Annotated in this window: 14 protein-coding genes and 1 pseudogene; 8 read left to right on the top strand and 7 right to left on the bottom strand. The window is 44.8% G+C overall.

Annotation, left to right across the window (positions count from 1 at the left end; translation table 11 throughout):
- A pseudogene (locus tag QUA24_RS16910) lies at positions 1-236 on the bottom strand (transposase family protein); the annotation flags it as partial.
- Between the two features lie 169 nt (positions 237-405).
- Here QUA24_RS16910 and QUA24_RS16905 point away from each other — a divergent pair.
- Together QUA24_RS16905 and QUA24_RS16900 are read left to right on the top strand one after the other, a co-directional pair.
- A complete protein-coding gene (locus tag QUA24_RS16905; RefSeq protein ID WP_333230853.1) occupies positions 406-870 on the top strand; it encodes a YHS domain-containing (seleno)protein in 465 nt (154 codons plus the stop codon).
- A 346-nt stretch (positions 871-1216) separates the two neighbouring features.
- Positions 1217-1918 (top strand): DUF4079 domain-containing protein, encoded by a 702-nt coding sequence (locus tag QUA24_RS16900; RefSeq protein ID WP_333230852.1) that lies wholly within the window; start codon positions 1217-1219, stop codon positions 1916-1918.
- A gap of 156 nt (positions 1919-2074) precedes the next feature.
- Here QUA24_RS16900 and QUA24_RS16895 read toward each other — a convergent pair whose 3' ends face one another.
- From QUA24_RS16895 to QUA24_RS16885, 3 genes are all read right to left on the bottom strand, one after another.
- Positions 2075-2953, bottom strand: coding sequence for a sugar ABC transporter permease (locus QUA24_RS16895; protein ID WP_333230851.1), 879 nt, complete (start codon positions 2951-2953; stop codon positions 2075-2077).
- A gap of 265 nt (positions 2954-3218) precedes the next feature.
- On the bottom strand, positions 3219-4682 hold the full coding sequence (locus QUA24_RS16890; protein WP_333230850.1) for a CIA30 family protein: 1464 nt from the start codon (positions 4680-4682) through the stop codon (positions 3219-3221).
- A gap of 123 nt (positions 4683-4805) precedes the next feature.
- A complete protein-coding gene (locus tag QUA24_RS16885; protein ID WP_333230849.1) occupies positions 4806-7328 on the bottom strand; it encodes an ATP-binding protein in 2523 nt (840 codons plus the stop codon).
- 489 nt (positions 7329-7817) lie between these two features.
- Here QUA24_RS16885 and QUA24_RS16880 point away from each other — a divergent pair, with 489 nt between their 5' ends.
- A complete protein-coding gene (locus QUA24_RS16880) occupies positions 7818-8192 on the top strand; it encodes a hypothetical protein (protein ID WP_333230848.1) in 375 nt (124 codons plus the stop codon).
- A 136-nt stretch (positions 8193-8328) separates the two neighbouring features.
- On the opposite strand, the gene QUA24_RS16875 is transcribed toward QUA24_RS16880, so the two are convergent.
- Entirely contained in the window at positions 8329-9186 is an 858-nt protein-coding gene (locus QUA24_RS16875) for an Hpt domain-containing protein (protein ID WP_333230847.1), read from the bottom strand.
- A gap of 191 nt (positions 9187-9377) precedes the next feature.
- Positions 9378-10304, bottom strand: a complete 927-nt coding sequence (locus QUA24_RS16870; protein WP_333230846.1) for a DMT family transporter — start codon at positions 10302-10304, stop codon at positions 9378-9380.
- A 450-nt stretch (positions 10305-10754) separates the two neighbouring features.
- On the opposite strand from QUA24_RS16870, the gene QUA24_RS16865 reads away from it, so the two are divergent.
- A complete protein-coding gene (locus tag QUA24_RS16865) occupies positions 10755-11555 on the top strand; it encodes an SDR family oxidoreductase (protein ID WP_333230845.1) in 801 nt (266 codons plus the stop codon).
- 95 nt (positions 11556-11650) lie between these two features.
- Here QUA24_RS16865 and QUA24_RS16860 read toward each other — a convergent pair whose 3' ends face one another.
- Positions 11651-12460, bottom strand: coding sequence for a calcium-binding protein (locus QUA24_RS16860; protein ID WP_333230844.1), 810 nt, complete (start codon positions 12458-12460; stop codon positions 11651-11653).
- Positions 12461-12658: 198 nt separating this feature from the next.
- Here QUA24_RS16860 and QUA24_RS16855 point away from each other — a divergent pair, with 198 nt between their 5' ends.
- The 4 genes from QUA24_RS16855 to nirD all read left to right on the top strand — a co-directional run bounded on the left by QUA24_RS16855 (position 12659) and on the right by nirD (position 17982).
- A complete protein-coding gene (locus tag QUA24_RS16855) occupies positions 12659-13639 on the top strand; it encodes an ATP-binding cassette domain-containing protein (protein ID WP_333230843.1) in 981 nt (326 codons plus the stop codon).
- 120 nt (positions 13640-13759) lie between these two features.
- The gene (locus tag QUA24_RS16850) at positions 13760-14548 is read left to right on the top strand and encodes an ABC-2 family transporter protein (protein ID WP_333230856.1); all 789 of its coding nucleotides are present in this window, start codon (positions 13760-13762) and stop codon (positions 14546-14548) included.
- 330 nt (positions 14549-14878) lie between these two features.
- Complete coding sequence (nirB, locus tag QUA24_RS16845) at positions 14879-17443, top strand: nitrite reductase large subunit NirB (RefSeq protein WP_333230842.1); 2565 nt, start codon at positions 14879-14881, stop codon at positions 17441-17443.
- 179 nt (positions 17444-17622) lie between these two features.
- On the top strand, positions 17623-17982 hold the full coding sequence (nirD, locus tag QUA24_RS16840) for a nitrite reductase small subunit NirD (protein WP_333057424.1): 360 nt from the start codon (positions 17623-17625) through the stop codon (positions 17980-17982).
- The last annotated feature ends 111 nt before the right edge of the window (positions 17983-18093 follow it).

The raw sequence follows: 18093 nt of genomic DNA, 5'->3' as shown, positions 1-18093 counted from the left end.
ACGAAAAGTGTCATCGGAAGGGATGCCATAAGGTAATGCCAAAAACTCTTCTAACCACTTTACTTTTTTTTACTAATGCCATAATTCTCGATGTCTTCCCACCCTTGCGCTCCGGCGATGATAGCGAAAATTGCGATTGCTAGGATATCGGTGAGTTGATGTTTCTTAGTTCGCTCGACTCTGGGGTCTTTAATATCTGCAAAATGTGCTAATAAGCTCTGTTGAATATCTTGAATCTCTGCTACTTCCGGGAGCGGTGGTTGAGGAAGAGAGCTTTTTTTGCCAGAGGTAGATTTAATTTCAAAACCCTGAGACATAAAATGTATTCCTAAATATTTTATTGGGTAGCATTGTTGTCATCTCACTTATTTGACTCATTGTCAAGTACAATTTATACCAAATTAGATGAGCTTACCCTGCAATCCTTGTGCTGGTAAAGCCAATCCTTGCGCGGGTAAAAACAACACAACAACCTTTCATCCTCAATTCTACACCGAAAAAGGTGTGGCTCTTGATGGTCAGGATGTTGTATCCTATTTCACCCAAAGCAAATTAGTTATGGGAGTTAGCCAATTTAAACATAATTGGGGTGGAACAACTTGGATGTTTGCTAGTGCAGCAAACCGTGATATGTTTGCCAACAATCCTGAAAACTATGCTCCTCAATACGGTGGATATTGCGCCCAGGGTACCAGTGAAGGAAATCTTGTTGTCACCCAGCCTGACGCCTGGAAAATCGTTAATGGGAAGCTTTATCTCAACTACGATAAAACAGTACAAGCACAATGGATGGGGGATATTCGTGGTCACATTGCTTCAGGAAACAAAAATTGGCCGGCTATTCTGAATAACAAAGAACTGTTGCGCTAAGCTCAAAGTGATCCAGGCAATTAGTCGCCGCTAACTGCCACTTAGATTATCACCAGCAGTTTTAATTTCCCTGAGAACAAGGTAATTGTAATTGCGTAATTGCGTAATTGAGAAAGCTGTACCTCACCCAATTGACAATTGCTATATTTTCTGATTTATCAACATTTCCGGTGAGTTACCCTTCATAAAGCATATTTGTAGTCAGGACTTCAGTTATCTCTAGGCACATGAACAATTACTATGAGTCCTGACTACAAACTTACTTTGGTTAGATGGCCGGATATGATATTATGTATGGCAAAAACCGGGTTGATGAAGCCAACCCTCCTCAACAAAAAGGTTATTTATGGAATCTAAAGATTTTCTGGCTTTGCTGCATCCTATTTTAGCTGTAGCGATTGTTTTTCCTATGCTTGGTGTTGTTCTCAATATGGCGTGGCAAACTATGCAGCGTCGCAAGCAAATTGCGATCGACACCAAGAGCAAAATTCCACCTGTAGTCGGTCCAGAACACGTCAAAGCAGGTCGAATTCTGTCAGGTTCTGTGGTAGGAGTGACCTTGTTGGGTTTAGCCTACCCGATTTTTGAGCATATTTTGAGCAAGAATGTTTGGAGCAAAAACTCGTTTCAGGTCATTTTCATTGTGCTGATGTTTGTTGCAACGATCGCCTCTTTGGTGATGCTTTATCGAGCTACACCCGCTTTATGGCGTGGCATATTTGCAACCCTAACAGGTACTGGTTTGGTGATTCTTGGCACTCAAGATGGCGTTTATCGGCGAACCAATGAATGGTATTGGTCTCACTACTACATTGGCATCACCGCTGCGCTAATTATGGTTTTTTCCCTTGCCATCATTGAAGACATTTACAAAGACCGCTCAAATCGCTGGCGCACTATCCATGTCATATTGAACTTGATCGCTGTGCTGCTCTTTCTGGGACAGGGAATGACCGGAACCAGGGATTTATTAGAAATTCCTTTGAACTGGCAGAAACCCTATATTTATACCTGTGATTTCGCCAATAAGACCTGCCCAAAGCCGTGAGCGATGGCCTTATCGATATTCAAGTCTAAAATTAGTAGAAATTAGAGCCGGCGGGACACCCCACAAGGAATTTCATGTATTGTGGAACAGGCATCTTGCCTGTTCTTGAGATGAGAATGTTGCAATATCTGGATCACTACCAATCTCTCACCAATATTAATCATTGCGAGTCAAACCCTGAAGGCTAACTTGCAAAATCGACAAACCCAAAATCAGCAAAAATAAAACCAGCCCGATCGTACAAGCATAGCCAATTTCCAAATCCTTAAAAGCCCGTTCGTAAAGATAATAAACAACAGTCTTAGAACTATTTCGCGGCCCGCCTTGAGTCATAATATACACTTCTTCAAAAACCTTAGTAGCAGAAATCGCCGAAATCACGGCTACCAAAACTAAATAAGGCTTTATCAGCGGCACAGTAATATCCCAGTGCTTTGCCAAACCATCAGAACCATCAATAGCAGCCGCCTCATAAAGTTCTGCCGGAATAGCTTGCAGCCCTGCCAAATAAATCACCATGTAATAACCCAATCCTTTCCAGATAGTAACCGCCATGACGCTAAAGATTGCTAACTTCGGATTAGCCAGCCAAGAAACAGGAGGCAAACCCAACAATTCCCCCAACTGATTCAGCAATCCAGTCTCAGCAAACAGCCACTTCCAAGCAATCCCAGCGACAACCATTGAAATCACCGCCGGCGTATAGTATGCTGCACGAAACCAGTTCATCCCCTTAAGTTTTTGGTTGCACAAAATCGCCATTCCCAACGGTAGAACAACCAATACAGGCACAACGCAGGTGAGATACAGCAGCGTATTCGTCAAGGTTTGCCAGAATGTGCGATCGCCCCACAACCTGTTAAAATTCTTTAAACCCACCCACTGTGGCATTTGAGTTAAATCATATTCGTAATTAGTAAAACTCAAATAAAAAGCTTGCACCGCCGGCCACAAAACAGTCAAACTCAAAATAAATAAAGCCGGAAGTAAAAACAAATAAGGCGTCAAATAGCGTCGGGAAAAAGTCACAGACATAGTAATTGGTAATTGGTAACTTTACTCGTTAACAGGCTCTGCCTGGTAACGCATATCTGGAGGCTCGGCCTCCAATTTTCCTACTAACAAGCGAGGCAGAGCCTCTGGACATTGATTCCCAGGTATAGCCTGGGAACCAGTTAGAAAACTCGCATTTCTAGGGTACTATTCGGCGCACCAGCGCTGAGTCCTTGAAACGATTTCTTGTCCTCCCCTTACTAAGGGGGGTTAGGGGGTATCTAGACTTTAACCATACAAATAATAATTATTTAACTCCCGAAAACAAACCCTGCCAGTCTCCGGGAGAACTGCCATTTTCCCCCTCTTTCACCTCAAAAGTAACGTTGCAAGCTTGCGGTTGTTCCAAAGCCTGCACACACAATTCTGCAATATCTTCCCGACTAACTTTGCCCCTAATATTGTCTCCTTGCTCAAATATTAAAGCTTTGCCTCCCGGTTCTTCAGTCAAAGCGCAGGGTCTGACAATAGTATAAGGTATGCCGCTCGATCGCACACAATCTTCCCCTTTCAACTTCCAAGTCAAAATCCCCCCCAACATATCATTCATCCTGACAGCAGGCGGTTCTTCTTCCAACTTAATTCCAGGGCGGCCCGGGCGGGTAACTCCTGCCGAACTCACCATCACAAATCGCGGCAAAGTCTGTCCCCCATCAGCTTTAATAGATTCTAACTCCAGTTGAAAAATACCCGGTGTAAATTTCGGGTTGAGCGCGCCATCATATTCAAACTTGCTCAACATTAGCTGAAAAGAAAAAATAGTGCTGGCATCAAATTTAGAGCCATCTTTGACAGTTTTGGCGCGGAATACTGGAATTAACTCATCAAAAGAAACGGTGACAGTAATCCAGATATTGTAAACAGTATCAAACGAATAGCAATAGCCAATTCCATCCCATTTAGCTTCGCTGCGAACAATCAATTTGTAGCGCTTGCCGTCCCCTTTGACACGTAGTTGGATGCCGCTAAATCCTGTGAGATTAAGCGGAGGATCAAAGTTGCGGGTACGCACCGAAGCAAAGCCACCCGAGTTGGCGGTAGAAACATTGCCTGTGAATATAGCTGTATTGTCTGTAAGTACGATCGAACTTTCGCTGGTGCCACCCATCACGATATCGTCTAGCGCACCCCAAGTTTCTTTTAAATCTTGGCTGGGTTTTGTGAAGTCGAAAATTATTTTTTCGCCTGCTTGAATTAGCTGGCGGCGAACAGCTTGCACTAAATGATTGAGGCCTTTGTATTCGACTATTTCGGGAACATCCACAACTTCCGGCATATAAAATTTGATGCCTTGATAGTATTTTTCCCTGGTTGGGGTGTCTCCTTCTATCGGTTGAACTTTAGTACCCGTACAGCAGATAACTGCTTCCACGCCCTCGGTTACTAACGGTGTTAGCGTCTCTGGCAGAGTAATATCTCCTTCGACTAATTCGACATTATTGCCGAGAATTTCTGTTGCTCTTTTAGCATCTCTGACGAGGCAGCGTACTTTATATCCCCGCTGTTGCAGCCTCTTGACAACTCGCTTCCCGACGCCGCCGGTAGCACCGGCTACCAGTATCAATTTGGGTTGGTCTTTTTTAGTTTTGCTGCTGCTTCCAAAAAGTTGTTGCAGCCAGCTAATGCTGCCAATGAAGGGAATGACGCCGAAATAAGCCAAGGTTTTGAGAAACCGGCCGGCATCCCATTGGGCGGTTTTTTTTTCAGTCATACTAGCTTCCTCTGAATTGGCTCAAATCTACTTAGCTGCTTTTGTATTTTAATCGAATTTTCGGTTTTTGAATTGGGGCGATTTCCTAGCCTTGGGGATAGCTTCGCTAGCGCGGACTTTTTTTCACTTGACAATGGGTGTCGGATGAGTTTGGCTCAAGGGAATCTCAATAATCAACTCGGTTCCCTCTCCGGGGGCTGAAAAGCAAGTCAATTTGCCACCGTGTTGTTCTACCGCAATTTCGTGGCTAATCGCCAAACCTATCCCTGCACCTTTGCCCACCTGTTTTGTGGTAAAAAAAGGCTCAAAAATTTTCTGGCGAACTTTTTCTTCCATGCCCCAACCGTTGTCCTTGATCCGAACTGCTACGGCTTTTTCTCCCGGACAAAATTCAGTCACAATCCGAATTTGTCCGTACTTAACTGGCTGTTCTTCGCTGCCCCAGTGCGACGATAAATTATTGTTGACAAAGGCATCTTCGAGAGCATCAATTGCATTTGTCAGTACATTCATAAATACTTGGTTGATTTGAACTGCGTAACACTCAACCAAAGGTAGAGAGCCATATTCTTTGATGAGATGAATTGCAGGGCGATCGGGCTTCGGTTTGAGTCGGTTGCTCAAAATCAGCAAAGCGCTGTCCAATCCGTCGTGAATGTCAACGGGTTTAATCTCTGCTTCGTCAATTCTAGAAAAGTTTCGCAGCGACTGAACTATCTCGCGGATGCGGTTAGCTCCTACTTTCATTGAACCCAGCAACTTGGGTAAGTCTTCAACTATGAACTCTAATTCTACTGCTTCTATTTGTGCTTGAACTTCTGGCGAAGGCGACGGATAGTGCTGCTCGTAAAGCTGCAATAAATTGATCATTTTTTGACTGTATTCATTAGCATAGCTAAGATTGCCGTAGATGAAGTTAATCGGGTTAGTGACTTCATAAGCTACCGCCGCCACCAACTGTCCCAAACTTGACATTCTTTCACTTTGCACCAATTGAGTTTGCGCCCGCTTAAGCTCGGACATCGCTGTTTTTAAATTAGCAGTTTTTTCCCGTTCTCTGGCGACTGATGCTTCTAGTGCTGTATTTAATTTTTCGAGTTTATCGACTTGACACAGCACTATATTAATCATTGCTTTTTTCAGTTCCAATGCAGCGTCTATTTCGCATTGTTTCCAAGGCAACGATTTGTACCTCACATTTTCTTTCCACAGCTCGAAGGATTTCCGAGGAGACAGTCGAGGGTTGCCATCTTCATCGGTTTCAACTGGTTTGTTGGGGTTGCCCGCCCAATTTACGGTCTTAATTACTTCCGGGCGAAACCACAAAACGTATATTTTCTGAGTTGGCGATATTGCTATCGCCAAACACCCGCTGGCTGTGTCTTTAAATTCCTCAGCTTCTGGATAGCATTTGGTGAGCGAGTCTGTATAAAAAATTTCTTTATTTAAATGCTCTTGCACCCAATTAGTTAAGTATTTGAGCGCTTCTCCTTGAGGTGTTTGCCCTACTTGATAGCAATTGTCTCCAAATACTATTGCGGCTCCCTGGGCGTTGACTGCTTCTAGCAAATTATGCTGACATTTAACTAACACTTCTGACAGGTTTTCGGACGTGGATATGTCTTCAAAAATCTTGGTTTGAATGGATTTTAAGTGTAGTTTATAGTCGTAGTCTTCGTTTCCTTCTTTTGATTGCAGTTCTAAGGACATTACTTGCCCGATAAATTCGCAGGCTGCGCGCAATTCATAGTTGAGGTGTTTTGGGGTATAGTTGTGGCAAGCAACCAATCCCCACAGTTTTTTGTCTTTGATTAATGAGATTGACATCGAAGCTGCAACGCCCATATTTTGCAGGTATTCTATGTGAATGGGAGAAACGCTTCTCAATACGCTGAAACTGAGGTTGAGGGGCTGGGTCGTGACAGCATTATTTCCTGAAACAAGGGGGACTGGTTGATAATTAATATCTGGAATTAACCTCAGCCAATTTAACGCATACAGTTGTCTGGCTTGTTTGGGAATATCTGAACTTGGGTAGTTTAATCCTAAGAAAGGGCTCAGCATTTCTGCTTTGTCTTCAGCGATTACAGCGCCGTTGCCTTCATGGTCAAATTGATAGACCATGACTCTATCAAAACCGGATATTTTTCTAACTTCTTCTACGGTTATTTGAGATAATTCCTTGAGATTTTGGGCGCTTTGAATTTTGCTGATAGTGGCTCTCACTGAATGATAAAAGCTAAAAACAGAAAGATTTTCTGGGTTGGTGGCTAATTCCAACTCGACCATCAATACTTCTTCTACTCGGTGGAGGATGCAGTCAAATTCTAAATATTTACCTTTGTTTGTGACAGAAAGTTTAATGGGATTAACGGTTTTTAAGTTTTCATTACACAAACAAAGCTTGAGTTTTTTTAGTTGAACTCGATTGAAGAATAAGCTCAAATTTCTACCGATCGCACTTTCCGGCTCTACTCCTAACAAATCTTGCGTATTTTCGCTGACTTGCAGTATTTCTAGTTCAGGTTCTCGTACAACAAGTAGCACTCCGTGTGGCTGAATGAGCCCCGATATGTGAATCGGTTCTCTGTCGCAGTTTGTCAAGTCAACTTCTTCGAGGGCGGGGATTGTGATTTGTAGATCCATTTTCTTTGTCTTCCGCTGTAAAATTTCGAGAGGGTTCTAATGATTTGAGATTTGAGAGCAAATTGGCTTTTACATAATAATCTCATATTGTTCGATCGCATAACGGCTCGATTCCTAGACGGACACTGAGAATCAATCATCCGAGAGTCAGCGCATCAAAATGATTGAGTCGAAAATCAGCCTACCCTATGTGTTGCTGTTCAAGCCGCCTCAGCCTTCTATAAATTTTACCCACTTGGCTCTTCTATATTATCGCTTCCCGATATTAATTATCATAGCAATTGTTGCCATTCTTCAAGTGTGTTTAATAATTCCCCCAAAACTTTAATATTTGTGGTAAAATTTTGCCTGCCGGAACAGGGGGAGAGAAATGCGTCTCCAGAGCGGCCTACTTACTGAAATCTTAAGTTAAGGTAAGGGTGACAAGATCTGAAAGTCAAGTCACGCTAAGCTCTTTAAGTATACCCAACAGGCCGGACAATTAGACTGATGCTCGACTTCAATACAATTACTGAATTTTCTCATACCTACTGCATAGCTATCTGTGCCTTTTTAGTTCCGGCAAACTTGCTGACTACTTTACAGACAGTGATTTTGACAGCACTAAACCGACCTCGAATACAAATTTGGGCGTCTGTGGTTGTCGCCAGCCTTTGGGCTACAGCAATGATATTTCACGTTTTTACCTGGTTCGCGATCGGGGTAGTAATGCCTCCGACATACATCTTGCTAGTTATGGCAATCACTTGTCTGACAATCAATGTCTGGGCGATCGCTCATCCTGCAAGCATGATGCAATTAATTCGAGTTGCCGTATCAATTCTTAGGGGAGGTTTCAGAAGGAAGAAGGATTTAGTTGTCTAAGAGAGAAAGATCTAGTTATCTAGGAACTTAAAAAGAATTTGGCAGAGGGTAATGTGAAAAAAATTAGGGAAAATATTGGTTTCAGAAGAGTTTTTCGGGTGGCAAATCGTGCTTGCGAGGGCTGAGTTCTCAGCGGTTATTCCGGTTCGCGATCGCGACAATCTTCTGCTTCCGGGCCGCGGGGATGGATCGTGCAGTTGAGCAGGTAGCCGCCGTCGCTTCTGCCGTAATAGTAGCGGCATCCGATGCAAATTGCGGGAGGTTCGATCGCACTTTGGTAAACCGGATAATCCGCAGTCGCCAGCAGCGAAAAGTCTCGCTGCGTCTGAACATTCCCGATAATAGCGCCGGATACTTCGACAGCTTGGCGGATGTTTTCGATCCTGGTGTAAGGCGGCAGGTAAATGTCAATACAAAGGCGTAGGCCCTGGCTATCCTGATCGTGGCGCGTAATAGTGCCTCCGAGCAAACCGACGCGCGAAGCAATAGCCGAGGAAAATTCGCTCAGGGAGGTGCAGTAACCGGAGAAAACGTGAATATGTTCGTCCGTAGTAGCTCTCACAGTCAGGCGAGTGGGAATTCGCAATCTCAGGTAAGCGTCGAGTTCGTCAAAAACCGGTTCGGCGAGGGAGAGCATTTGGCTTGCGTCTTCGTGGTTGAGCCCAAAACCCTTAGAAACCTTGGACACAAGGGCTGCTAAAATATCAAAAACTTCGGTTAAGAGGGATTGTAGCCTGCTATCAATAGCGATCGGACATTCTCTGAGCAGCTTTAAATAATCCTCCAACCGATGAGCAATGCGTTGAATGCTGCTAAATCCGAGCATAGCTGCTCCCCCTTTAATCGAGTGCGAAGCTCGGATGAGCTGGTGTATTCTTTGGGGAGCTGGCACGGTGTTTTGCAGATCTTGCAAGCCTTGTTCGATAATTTGGATCTGTTCTGTGGCTTCTTCGATAAAGTAGCCGATGATCCGCTGTAGTTGTTCTGGCAGCATAATTTTATTCTCCTAAAGGCAGCCGAGTATTATTAGTCATTAGTCATTAGTCATTAGTCATTAGTCATTAGTCAGACATTTGAGAGTTTGGAACCAATATTTAAGCGACGAGTTATTTTTGTTTTTAAGCCCTAATTTGTTTTATTCTGACTCACGGCAAGTGTAGTGGCAATGTCGAAAACAGTTAATTCTTAACTGTTGACAGTAATTTTTTTTGCTCCGACGGTAGCGGTTGCTACCCCGAACAGCAGCACCGCAGCACCTGCGAGTACCGCCGGCGCGGGCACTTCCCCAAACAGCAAATAACCCAACCAACTCGCCCCAACCGGTTCAAACAAGATGGCAAGAGTTACCAGAGTTGGGGAAATCTGCATTACGGCCCAGTTCAAAATGGTGTGGCCGACTAACTGAGGCAAAGCGGCCGTTAGCAAAATATAAAAATATACAATGTGGGGGTAATTGGTATAAGTAGTGCCGAAGGCGAAGGGGAGAGGCAGCAGGACGATCGCAGCAACAGTATAGGCGATCGCGATATAGCCACCAATTCCCAATCCCCGCCGCTGAGCTTCCCGGCCCAGCAGCAAATACAAGCTGACAGCCCAGGAACCAGCCAGAGCAAGGAAATCGCCCAGCAGTTGGCTGCTGCCAGCATCGGCTGCGCCCGCACTTCCGAGAGCGATCGCCATTCCGCCAGCCAGGGCTATAGTAATGCCAGCGATCGACATTTTGCTGAGTTTTTCGCCGAACCAGAAGCGCGACAACAGCGCTACCCAGACAGGATTAGTGGTGACTAAGGCAGTCGAGGCGGCGATCGAAGTATAAGAAAGTGAGGTAATCCAGAGCGCAAAGTGCAGGGCGAGACACAAACCCGCAGCAGCAGCATAGCGCCGAGCTCCCGGTTGCAGGGCGTTCCACTGAATTTTCCGCCAAGCCGGAAGCAGAATTAAAGCAGATAAAGTCAGACGAGAGGCCGCGAGTACCAGACTGAAACCCAAACCGCTGGCCCCTGCTGAAAAGTTAGCGAGACGAATTAAAATGGAGGAAGTTGAGACGGCTAAAACGCCAATAATTAACACTAGGGCGATCGACCAATTAGGTGCTTGTTTCGGAAGATTCATTTTTTAGGCATTGGGCATGGGGCATTGGGCATTGGGCATTGGGCATCGGGCATTGGGCATTGGGAAAATTTATATAGCAATTTTCACATAATGCTGAACACTTTCTGAAGACTTTCTCTTCCCTTCTCTTCTCCTCTCTTCCTTCGCGTCTTCGTTGTTCGTAAAAAAAAACGATCGCCATTCTTAAAAAATTCCCATATCCAAGAAATATTAATGTATAGTAGGGGCAGGGCGGGTTTATGAAATTGTATATTACGGGCAATTATTGTTTCCGAACCCGCCTACAAAATTCAACATCAAACAAGTCCGAATCATCTCGTTTCCGGTTGCATCGGTATTATTCAAACAGTTAACAGTCAACAGTCAACAGTTAACAGTCAACAGTCAACAGTCAACAGTCAACACTAATTCCGGTTCAGCCGGAATTGATATTACAATTTATAACTATCTATGGCTCCTACAGTTTTGATTACAGGCGCTTCTCAAGGAAGCGGCAAAGCAACAGCAATTTTATTTGCCAGTAAAGGTTACGATGTAGTTATGGTAGCTCGCCAGCCAGAGAGATTGGCAGCAGCAGCGGCTCAAGTGCAGCGAGAAGGCACTTCCGCTGTAGCTATTCCGGGGGATGTTGGCGACATTCACCAAGTGCGGGCGATCGTCCAAAAAGCCCTAGATGCCTGCGGCCAAATCGATGTTTTAGTTAACAATGCTGGCATTTGTCTCACGGGGGCGATCGAGCACACTACCTCCGAAGACTGGCAGCAATTAATGAATACCAATTTTTGGGGATGCGTTAACACAATTCAAGAAATTGTGCCACATTTTTTGCAACGAAAAACAGGGACAATAGTCAATGTGGGTTCCATTGGTGGCAAAATGCCTTTGCCTCAAATGACTGCTTATTGTGCCAGCAAATATGCAGTAACCGGTTTAACAGAAACTTTGCGATTGGAATTAGCGCCTCAAGGTATTCACGTTTGCGCCGTGCATCCGGGCTTGATTAACAGCGATTTTTTAGAAAGAGCTCAATTTCGCGATCGAGACGAACCCGCAGTCGAATTGCGCCGCCAGCAAATGAGCAAAATGCTGAAATCTGAGTGGGCAACTCAGCCAGAAGATATTGCTAAAGCTATCTGGGATGCTGTGAAAAATCAGCGTGCAGAAGTTACCGTCGGCCCTGCTTTTTTGGCATCGGAAGCTTATCGGTTGTTCCCCGGTTTGATGCAGTGGGCAATGGAAAAGGGCAACTGAAGAATAGGCAAGATGACTGTTCCACAAAAACTCAGTTTTTTTTGTGGAACGGGCATCTTGCCCGTTCTTGAGATATAATTAATCAATTAGCTGCTTCAAAGCAAAGAATTAGCATTAATAAAACGGCCGTTTAAATCGGCTGGGGTCACATTCAACACAGTACCCAACAAAGCATTAGTAACACCGAATCTAATATTAGTAGCTTCCACACGGCCGTTGCCATCGGGATCGAGACTTTGCTGCGAGATGCCACCCTTGGTTAACAAACTCGTTCCCCCCGCTATAGTTGCAGGATTGATCAGCAGCAGTCTCGGATCGTTCAAGCTATAAGTTACCTGTTCCAAAGAGATATTGCTGCTGGTAAATGCCACACTAATTCCAATCGAATCGCTAGACTTATCAAAATCCACAATTACCGCGTCAGGAACTTCAATTCCAACTACTCGGATTCCCGCTTGATCGACTCTCAAAACAAATACATCATTCCCTGCACCACCTTGGTAAATATCCACCTCTCTGTCGCCAATTAAAGTATCATTACCGTCACCGCCCACTAACAAATCAACACCTTGTCCTCCGCGCAGGAAATCATTTCCCGCACCCCCATCAAGGAAATCGCTATTTCTATCTCCTGTCAAGAAATCGTCGCCAGTTTCTCCCAAAACATCGTCATCATCTTTGCCGGCGTAAATAGAATCATTGCCGACACCGCCTAACAGACTGTCTTTACCATCGTTGCCGAAAATCCGTTCTGCATCTGACGAGCCCCTGACAGTATCATTGCCGCCCACCATCCAAAGTCCCCCAGGAAAACTAGCAAGTTGTCCTGGTGCAAGTGTAATATTTTCAGGAGAATTGTCTCCTACCAAACGAGAGATGCCTGAATTATCTGGGGTGAGTACCATAGTTGTAAACTTGATGCGATGTGAGCATGGATATTGTGCAATATTCTACAGTTTAGTAGGGCGTGCCAGAACACAGTTACTTTCTCACTCGCGATCGAGCAATCGTTGGCGCACCCTACTAGACAGGTCGATCGCTCCATCTTGGCACAAGCCTGATGGAAATACCCTAGATTAAAATAAAAGTTAAAATTTGAGCCGATGCCAATTATCTTAGTTGAAGACTTGAGCAAAGTTTATCCGGTAGCGATTAAAGAACCGGGGCTTAAAGGAACAGTGCGACACTTTTTTAGTCGCAGTTACCGCAATATCAAAGCAGTTGAGGGCGTTTCTTTCAGTATTGAACCGGGGGAAGTCGTGGGGTTTCTCGGTGCTAACGGTGCGGGCAAAACTACTACGCTGAAAATGCTGACTGGTTTGATTTATCCGTCTGCGGGTACGGTGAGTGTGTGCGATCGTACTCCTTTCCGTCGGGAAGCAGATTTTCTGCAAAAAATCACTTTAGTGATGGGGCAGAAACAGCAATTAATTTGGGATTTACCCGTGCTTGACTCTCTGCGAATCAATGCCGCAGTCTACGGCATTCCCGATACAGATTATCGACGGCGAGTCGGAGAATTAACAGAGATGCTATCACTAGAAGGCAAGTTGAATCAGCCGGTACGAAAGCTTTCTTTAGGCGAACGGATGAAATCTGAATTGATGGCGGCTCTGCTGCACCAGCCGGAGGTATTATTTTTAGATGAACCGACTTTAGGTTTGGATATAAACGCACAGTTTAGCGTCAGGCAATTTCTGCGAGAATATAACGAGCGCTATCAAGCAACGGTGCTGTTGACCAGTCATTACATGGCTGACATTACTGCTTTATGCAAGCGCGTTTTATTGATTCATGAAGGGCAATTAGTTTATGATGGCAGTTTAGACGGATTACTCGATAGGTTTGCGCCTTATCGGGAAGTTCAGGTAAAATTAGCTAAACCGCTGGCAAAAGATAGTGCTTTTGCTTACGGGGAGGTAGAATCTATTGAGGGACAATCGGTGCGGTTTTTGGTAAAAAGGGAAGAGCTGACGGTGAGCGTGGCGAAAATTTTAGCGGACTTGGACGTGATAGATTTGACTGTTACCGATCCGCCAATTGAAGAGGTAATTGGTCGAGTTTTTCGCACGGGAAAAGTGTAATGTTTATGGCTGTGTTCATTCTCCATAACAGGCAAGATATCTGTTCCACTAGAGTTTCAGTGTTTTGTGCAACGGGCAAGATGCCCGTTGCCAACCCAAAAAATGAAATCTACAATTGATATGACAAAATTCATCAAAATTGCTAAAACTTTGCTAGTTACCTATTACGCTTATATGCTCGAATACCGGGCGGAATTGTTTTTGTGGGCGCTGTCGGGAGCTTTGCCGTTTATCTTGATGGGTGTCTGGATGCAGGCGGCAGAAACTGGTCAATTTGGGCTGAATGCGATCGACTTTTCCCGTTATTTTTTAGCGGCTTTCATTGTCAGGCAAACAAATGTAGTTTGGGTGATTTGGGAGTTTGAAAAGGAAGTAGTGCAAGGCAGGCTATCTAATAGATTGTTGCAGCCTCTCGATCCCGTATGGCACCACTTCGCATCTCACGTTTCCGAAAGGTTTGCGAGGCTGCCCTTTGTATGCGGATTAGTGCTGCTGTTTTTTGCACTTTACCCGCAGGCTTTTTGGCTGCCGAGTTTGGGCAGGTTTTTGCTGTTTTTGTTGGTTATCGTCTTGGCTTTTTGCTTGCGGTTCTTGATACAGTATACCTTTGCGCTGTTTGCTTTTTGGCTGGAGAGGGCAAGTGCGATCGAACAATTCTGGTTTTTAATTTACCTGTTTTTATCGGGACTTATCGCGCCGCTGGAAGTTTTCCCCGCACCCGTGCGCGAAGTAGTTTTGTGGACGCCTTTTCCTTATTTGATTCATTTTCCCGCTTCAATCTTGATAGGATTGCCCGTAGATTTAGGCCGCGGTTTGTTGGTAATGTTGGTTTGGAGTGCGGTGTTTTTTGTGTGGAATCGCTGGCTTTGGCGACAGGGCTTGAAGCAGTATTCGGGTATGGGAGCTTAAATAATAATTAAAAATTATAAAACAGTAAGCTGCGTCACAGTAAAATGTTAATCCTTTTGTCAAAAAGACTTACTTGACGCATCCTACTTAACTGTGGAGTAAATCTAAAATCTAAAATCTAAAATCGACTGACCCACCCGAATTAACTGTAGAGTAAATCTAAAATCTAAAATCTAAAATCTAAAATCGCACACATCATGCAAAAATGCAATCGGGAGTATTCGACAATTGCATAAACATCCATTTTTTGTATATATAAGTACAAAAATTTACAATAAAGTCTTATATTAATAAACCCAACGACTGATAAACGGGATAAAAGAGATTCTAATGACAGCCAAAAAAAACCTCATTGTAATCGGCAATGGCATGGTAGGTCACAAGTTCCTAGAGTTAATGGTCAGCTCGGATGCTGCCAAACACTGGAATTTAATTACTTTTTGTGAAGAACCGCGGGTTGCTTACGATCGCGTAAACCTCAGCGGATTTTTCTCTGGCAAAACAGCGGGAGATTTATCTTTAGTTGCACCTGGATTTTATCAAACAAATGACATAAAGCTTTACATCGGCGACAAAGCAGTCGGCATTAATCGGGAACAAAAAATAGTCTCTTCAGCCAACGGTTTAGAAGTTCCCTACGACAAAATTGTTCTGGCCACCGGTTCCTATCCATTTGTGCCATCAATTAAAGGCAAAGACGCTACAGGAACTTTTGTTTACCGGACAATTGACGACCTAGAAGCGATGTCCGATTACGCTAAAAACTGCAAAACTGGTGTAGTAATTGGCGGTGGTTTGTTAGGTCTAGAGTGTGCTAATGCTCTGCAAAATATGGGTCTAAAAACTCACGTTGTTGAGTTTGCATCGCGGCTGATGCCCGTGCAAGTTGACGAGATGGGCGGGGCAATTCTCCGCAGTAAAATAGAAGATTTGGGGGTTTCGGTTCATACCAGCAAATCTACCACAGAAATTGTCAGTGAAGATGGCAAAGTTACTAAAATGCTGTTTGCTGACGGTTCGGAATTGGCAACAGATATGATTGTGTTTTCTGCTGGCATTCGCCCCCGCGACGAAATTGCCAGAAGTTGCGGTATAGAAGTAGGAGAACGCGGTGGCATTTTGATTAATGATGGCTGCCAAACCTCCGATCCTGACATTTATGCGATCGGAGAATGCGCCCTGTATCAAAACCGCATCTACGGCTTAGTTGCGCCTGGGTATACAATGGCAAGCGTAGCAGCAGATATTTTGAGCCGTGTAGCGGATGACGGGCAAGATGCCCGTCCCACAAGCACTTTTACAGGTGCGGATATGTCCACTAAACTCAAATTATTGGGGGTGGATGTCGCTAGTTTTGGAGATCCTTTTCCCAAGTCTGCCGATACTAAAGAAATTGTTGTTGCTGACACCTTCCAAGGCATTTACAAAAAATTAGTTTTAAATCAAGACGGCAGCAGAATTTTAGGCGGAATTCTCGTGGGAGATGCTTCGGCTTACGGCACTTTGCTGCAATTCATGCAAAATGAAATTGCTTTGCCGCCGCATCCCGAAGATTTGTTAATGCCACCGCGAGAAGGCGGATCATTGGCAGGTTTTGGAGTAGACAGTTTACCGGATTCTGCTCAAATTTGTTCTTGCAATAATGTTACCAAAGGGCAGATTTGTGAAGCGATTCGCGATCGCAATTTAACCGATGTTGCCAGCGTCAAGAAATGCACTCAAGCTGGGACGGGCTGCGGCGGCTGCGTGCCTTTGGTGACGGATATCTTCAAGTCGGAGATGAAGAAAGCTGGGTTTGCAGTCAAAAATAATCTCTGCGAACACTTTGAATATTCTCGTCAAGAATTGTACCATTTAGTCCGTTCTCAAGAGATTAAAACCTTTGAGGAGTTGATTGAAAGACACGGCAAAGGTAAGGGTTGCGAAATTTGCAAGCCTGCTGTTAGTTCGATGCTGGCTTCTACTTGGAATGACCATATTTTAGAGAAGTCTCACGTCGGTTTGCAAGATACCAACGATTACTTTTTGGCAAACATTCAGCGCGACGGTACTTATTCGGTGGTGCCGCGAATACCGGGGGGAGAAATCACGCCGGATAAGTTGATTGTTTTGGGTGAAGTTGCCAGGGATTTTGGGCTTTATACTAAGATTACTGGCGGGCAACGGATTGATTTGTTTGGAGCTCGTGTGGATCAATTGCCACATATTTGGCGTCGGTTGATTGATGCGGGATTTGAGTCGGGACACGCTTACGGTAAGGCTCTGCGTACTGTAAAATCTTGTGTGGGTAGCACTTGGTGCCGCTTTGGGGTGCAGGATTCAACGAGTTTGGCGATCGAAGTTGAATTGCGGTATCGTGGTTTGCGATCGCCCCACAAGCTCAAATCTGCTGTCTCTGGCTGCACTCGCGAATGCGCGGAAGCTCAAAGCAAGGATTTTGGGATCATTGCTACGGAAAACGGCTGGAATTTGTACGTGTGCGGCAATGGCGGAATTAAGCCGCAGCACGCGGTTTTGCTGGCGACGGATATCGATAAGGAAACCCTGATTAAGTATATCGATCGATTCTTGGTTTTCTACATCCGCACGGCCGACAGATTGGAACGAACTGCTACTTGGTTGAACAAACTTGAGGGCGGGATTGAATACTTGAAACAGGTAATAATTGAGGATTCTCTGGGCATTTGTGCTGAATTAGAAGCGCAGATGGAACATTTAGTTAATACTTATCAATGTGAGTGGAAAACCACGATTGAAAACCCACAAAAGGTGCAGCGGTTCCAGCATTTTGTGAATTCAGATCTGCCTGATCCGAGTATTGTTCGTGTTGCGGAACGGGGACAAACGCGGCCGGCTAACGAACATGAAAAGGCTCTGGCTGGAGTTTCGGAATAACCCCTCCCCAGCCCTCCCCTTGAATCAGGGGAGGGAGCAAGAATCTCGTTCCCAGGCTCTGCCTGGGAATGAATTCCGGGAGGCTATGCCTCCTTCCGCGAGGCGAGGCAGAGCCTCGAAACCTAAGTTCCCAGCCGGAGACTGGGAATGAGATTGAAGTAAAATAACAGGAAAAGAAGATGGTTCAATCATTACAAGTTTCGGATACAGTAACAACTTGGGTTGATGTGTGTTCTCTGGATGCGATCGCCCCTTATACTGGAGTTTGTGCTTTAGTTAAAGGCGAACAAGTGGCGATTTTCCGAGTGGGAAACGGGGATGAAGTTTATGCGCTTAGCAATTACGACCCGTTTAGCAAAGCTTTTGTTTTGTCGCGGGGAATTGTGGGCGATCGCAACGGCACTCTCAAAGTTGCTTCTCCCATTTACAAGCAAAACTTTAGTCTCACTACCGGGCAATGTCTGGATGATGAAACGGTAAAGATTCCTACTTTTGCGGTTCGGGTTGTAGCCGATCGCGTCCAAGTAGCTGTTAGTTAAATTCAGCGGCTTAATTGTTCGATCGCCATCCGCCACCACCTAACATTCCTGTGGGTGCTGGCGGATTTTACATTGGGGCCCTGCCGACTCAGTATTTTTCGTCTAAAATAG

Origin of the sequence: Microcoleus sp. Pol12B5, from assembly GCF_036701335.1 — a bacterium.
Lineage (GTDB): Bacteria > Cyanobacteriota > Cyanobacteriia > Cyanobacteriales > Microcoleaceae > Microcoleus.
This window is presented reverse-complemented; position numbering and strand designations above follow the sequence as displayed.

Bases quoted from the DNA above. Each gene is read 5' to 3' on its own strand.
- QUA24_RS16870 (WP_333230846.1), bottom strand. From the start codon at position 10,304: ATGAATCTTCCGAAACAAGCACCTAATTGGTCGATCGCCCTAGTGTTA.
- nirD (WP_333057424.1), top strand. From the start codon at position 17,623: ATGGTTCAATCATTACAAGTTTCGGATACAGTAACAACTTGGGTTGAT.
- QUA24_RS16895 (WP_333230851.1), bottom strand. From the start codon at position 2,953: ATGTCTGTGACTTTTTCCCGACGCTATTTGACGCCTTATTTGTTTTTA.
- QUA24_RS16890 (WP_333230850.1), bottom strand. From the start codon at position 4,682: ATGACTGAAAAAAAAACCGCCCAATGGGATGCCGGCCGGTTTCTCAAA.
- QUA24_RS16855 (WP_333230843.1), top strand. From the start codon at position 12,659: ATGCCAATTATCTTAGTTGAAGACTTGAGCAAAGTTTATCCGGTAGCG.
- QUA24_RS16875 (WP_333230847.1), bottom strand. From the start codon at position 9,186: ATGCTGCCAGAACAACTACAGCGGATCATCGGCTACTTTATCGAAGAA.
- QUA24_RS16850 (WP_333230856.1), top strand. From the start codon at position 13,760: ATGACAAAATTCATCAAAATTGCTAAAACTTTGCTAGTTACCTATTAC.
- QUA24_RS16880 (WP_333230848.1), top strand. From the start codon at position 7,818: ATGCTCGACTTCAATACAATTACTGAATTTTCTCATACCTACTGCATA.
- QUA24_RS16860 (WP_333230844.1), bottom strand. From the start codon at position 12,460: ATGGTACTCACCCCAGATAATTCAGGCATCTCTCGTTTGGTAGGAGAC.
- QUA24_RS16905 (WP_333230853.1), top strand. From the start codon at position 406: ATGAGCTTACCCTGCAATCCTTGTGCTGGTAAAGCCAATCCTTGCGCG.
- QUA24_RS16900 (WP_333230852.1), top strand. From the start codon at position 1,217: ATGGAATCTAAAGATTTTCTGGCTTTGCTGCATCCTATTTTAGCTGTA.
- nirB (WP_333230842.1), top strand. From the start codon at position 14,879: ATGACAGCCAAAAAAAACCTCATTGTAATCGGCAATGGCATGGTAGGT.
- QUA24_RS16885 (WP_333230849.1), bottom strand. From the start codon at position 7,328: ATGGATCTACAAATCACAATCCCCGCCCTCGAAGAAGTTGACTTGACA.
- QUA24_RS16865 (WP_333230845.1), top strand. From the start codon at position 10,755: ATGGCTCCTACAGTTTTGATTACAGGCGCTTCTCAAGGAAGCGGCAAA.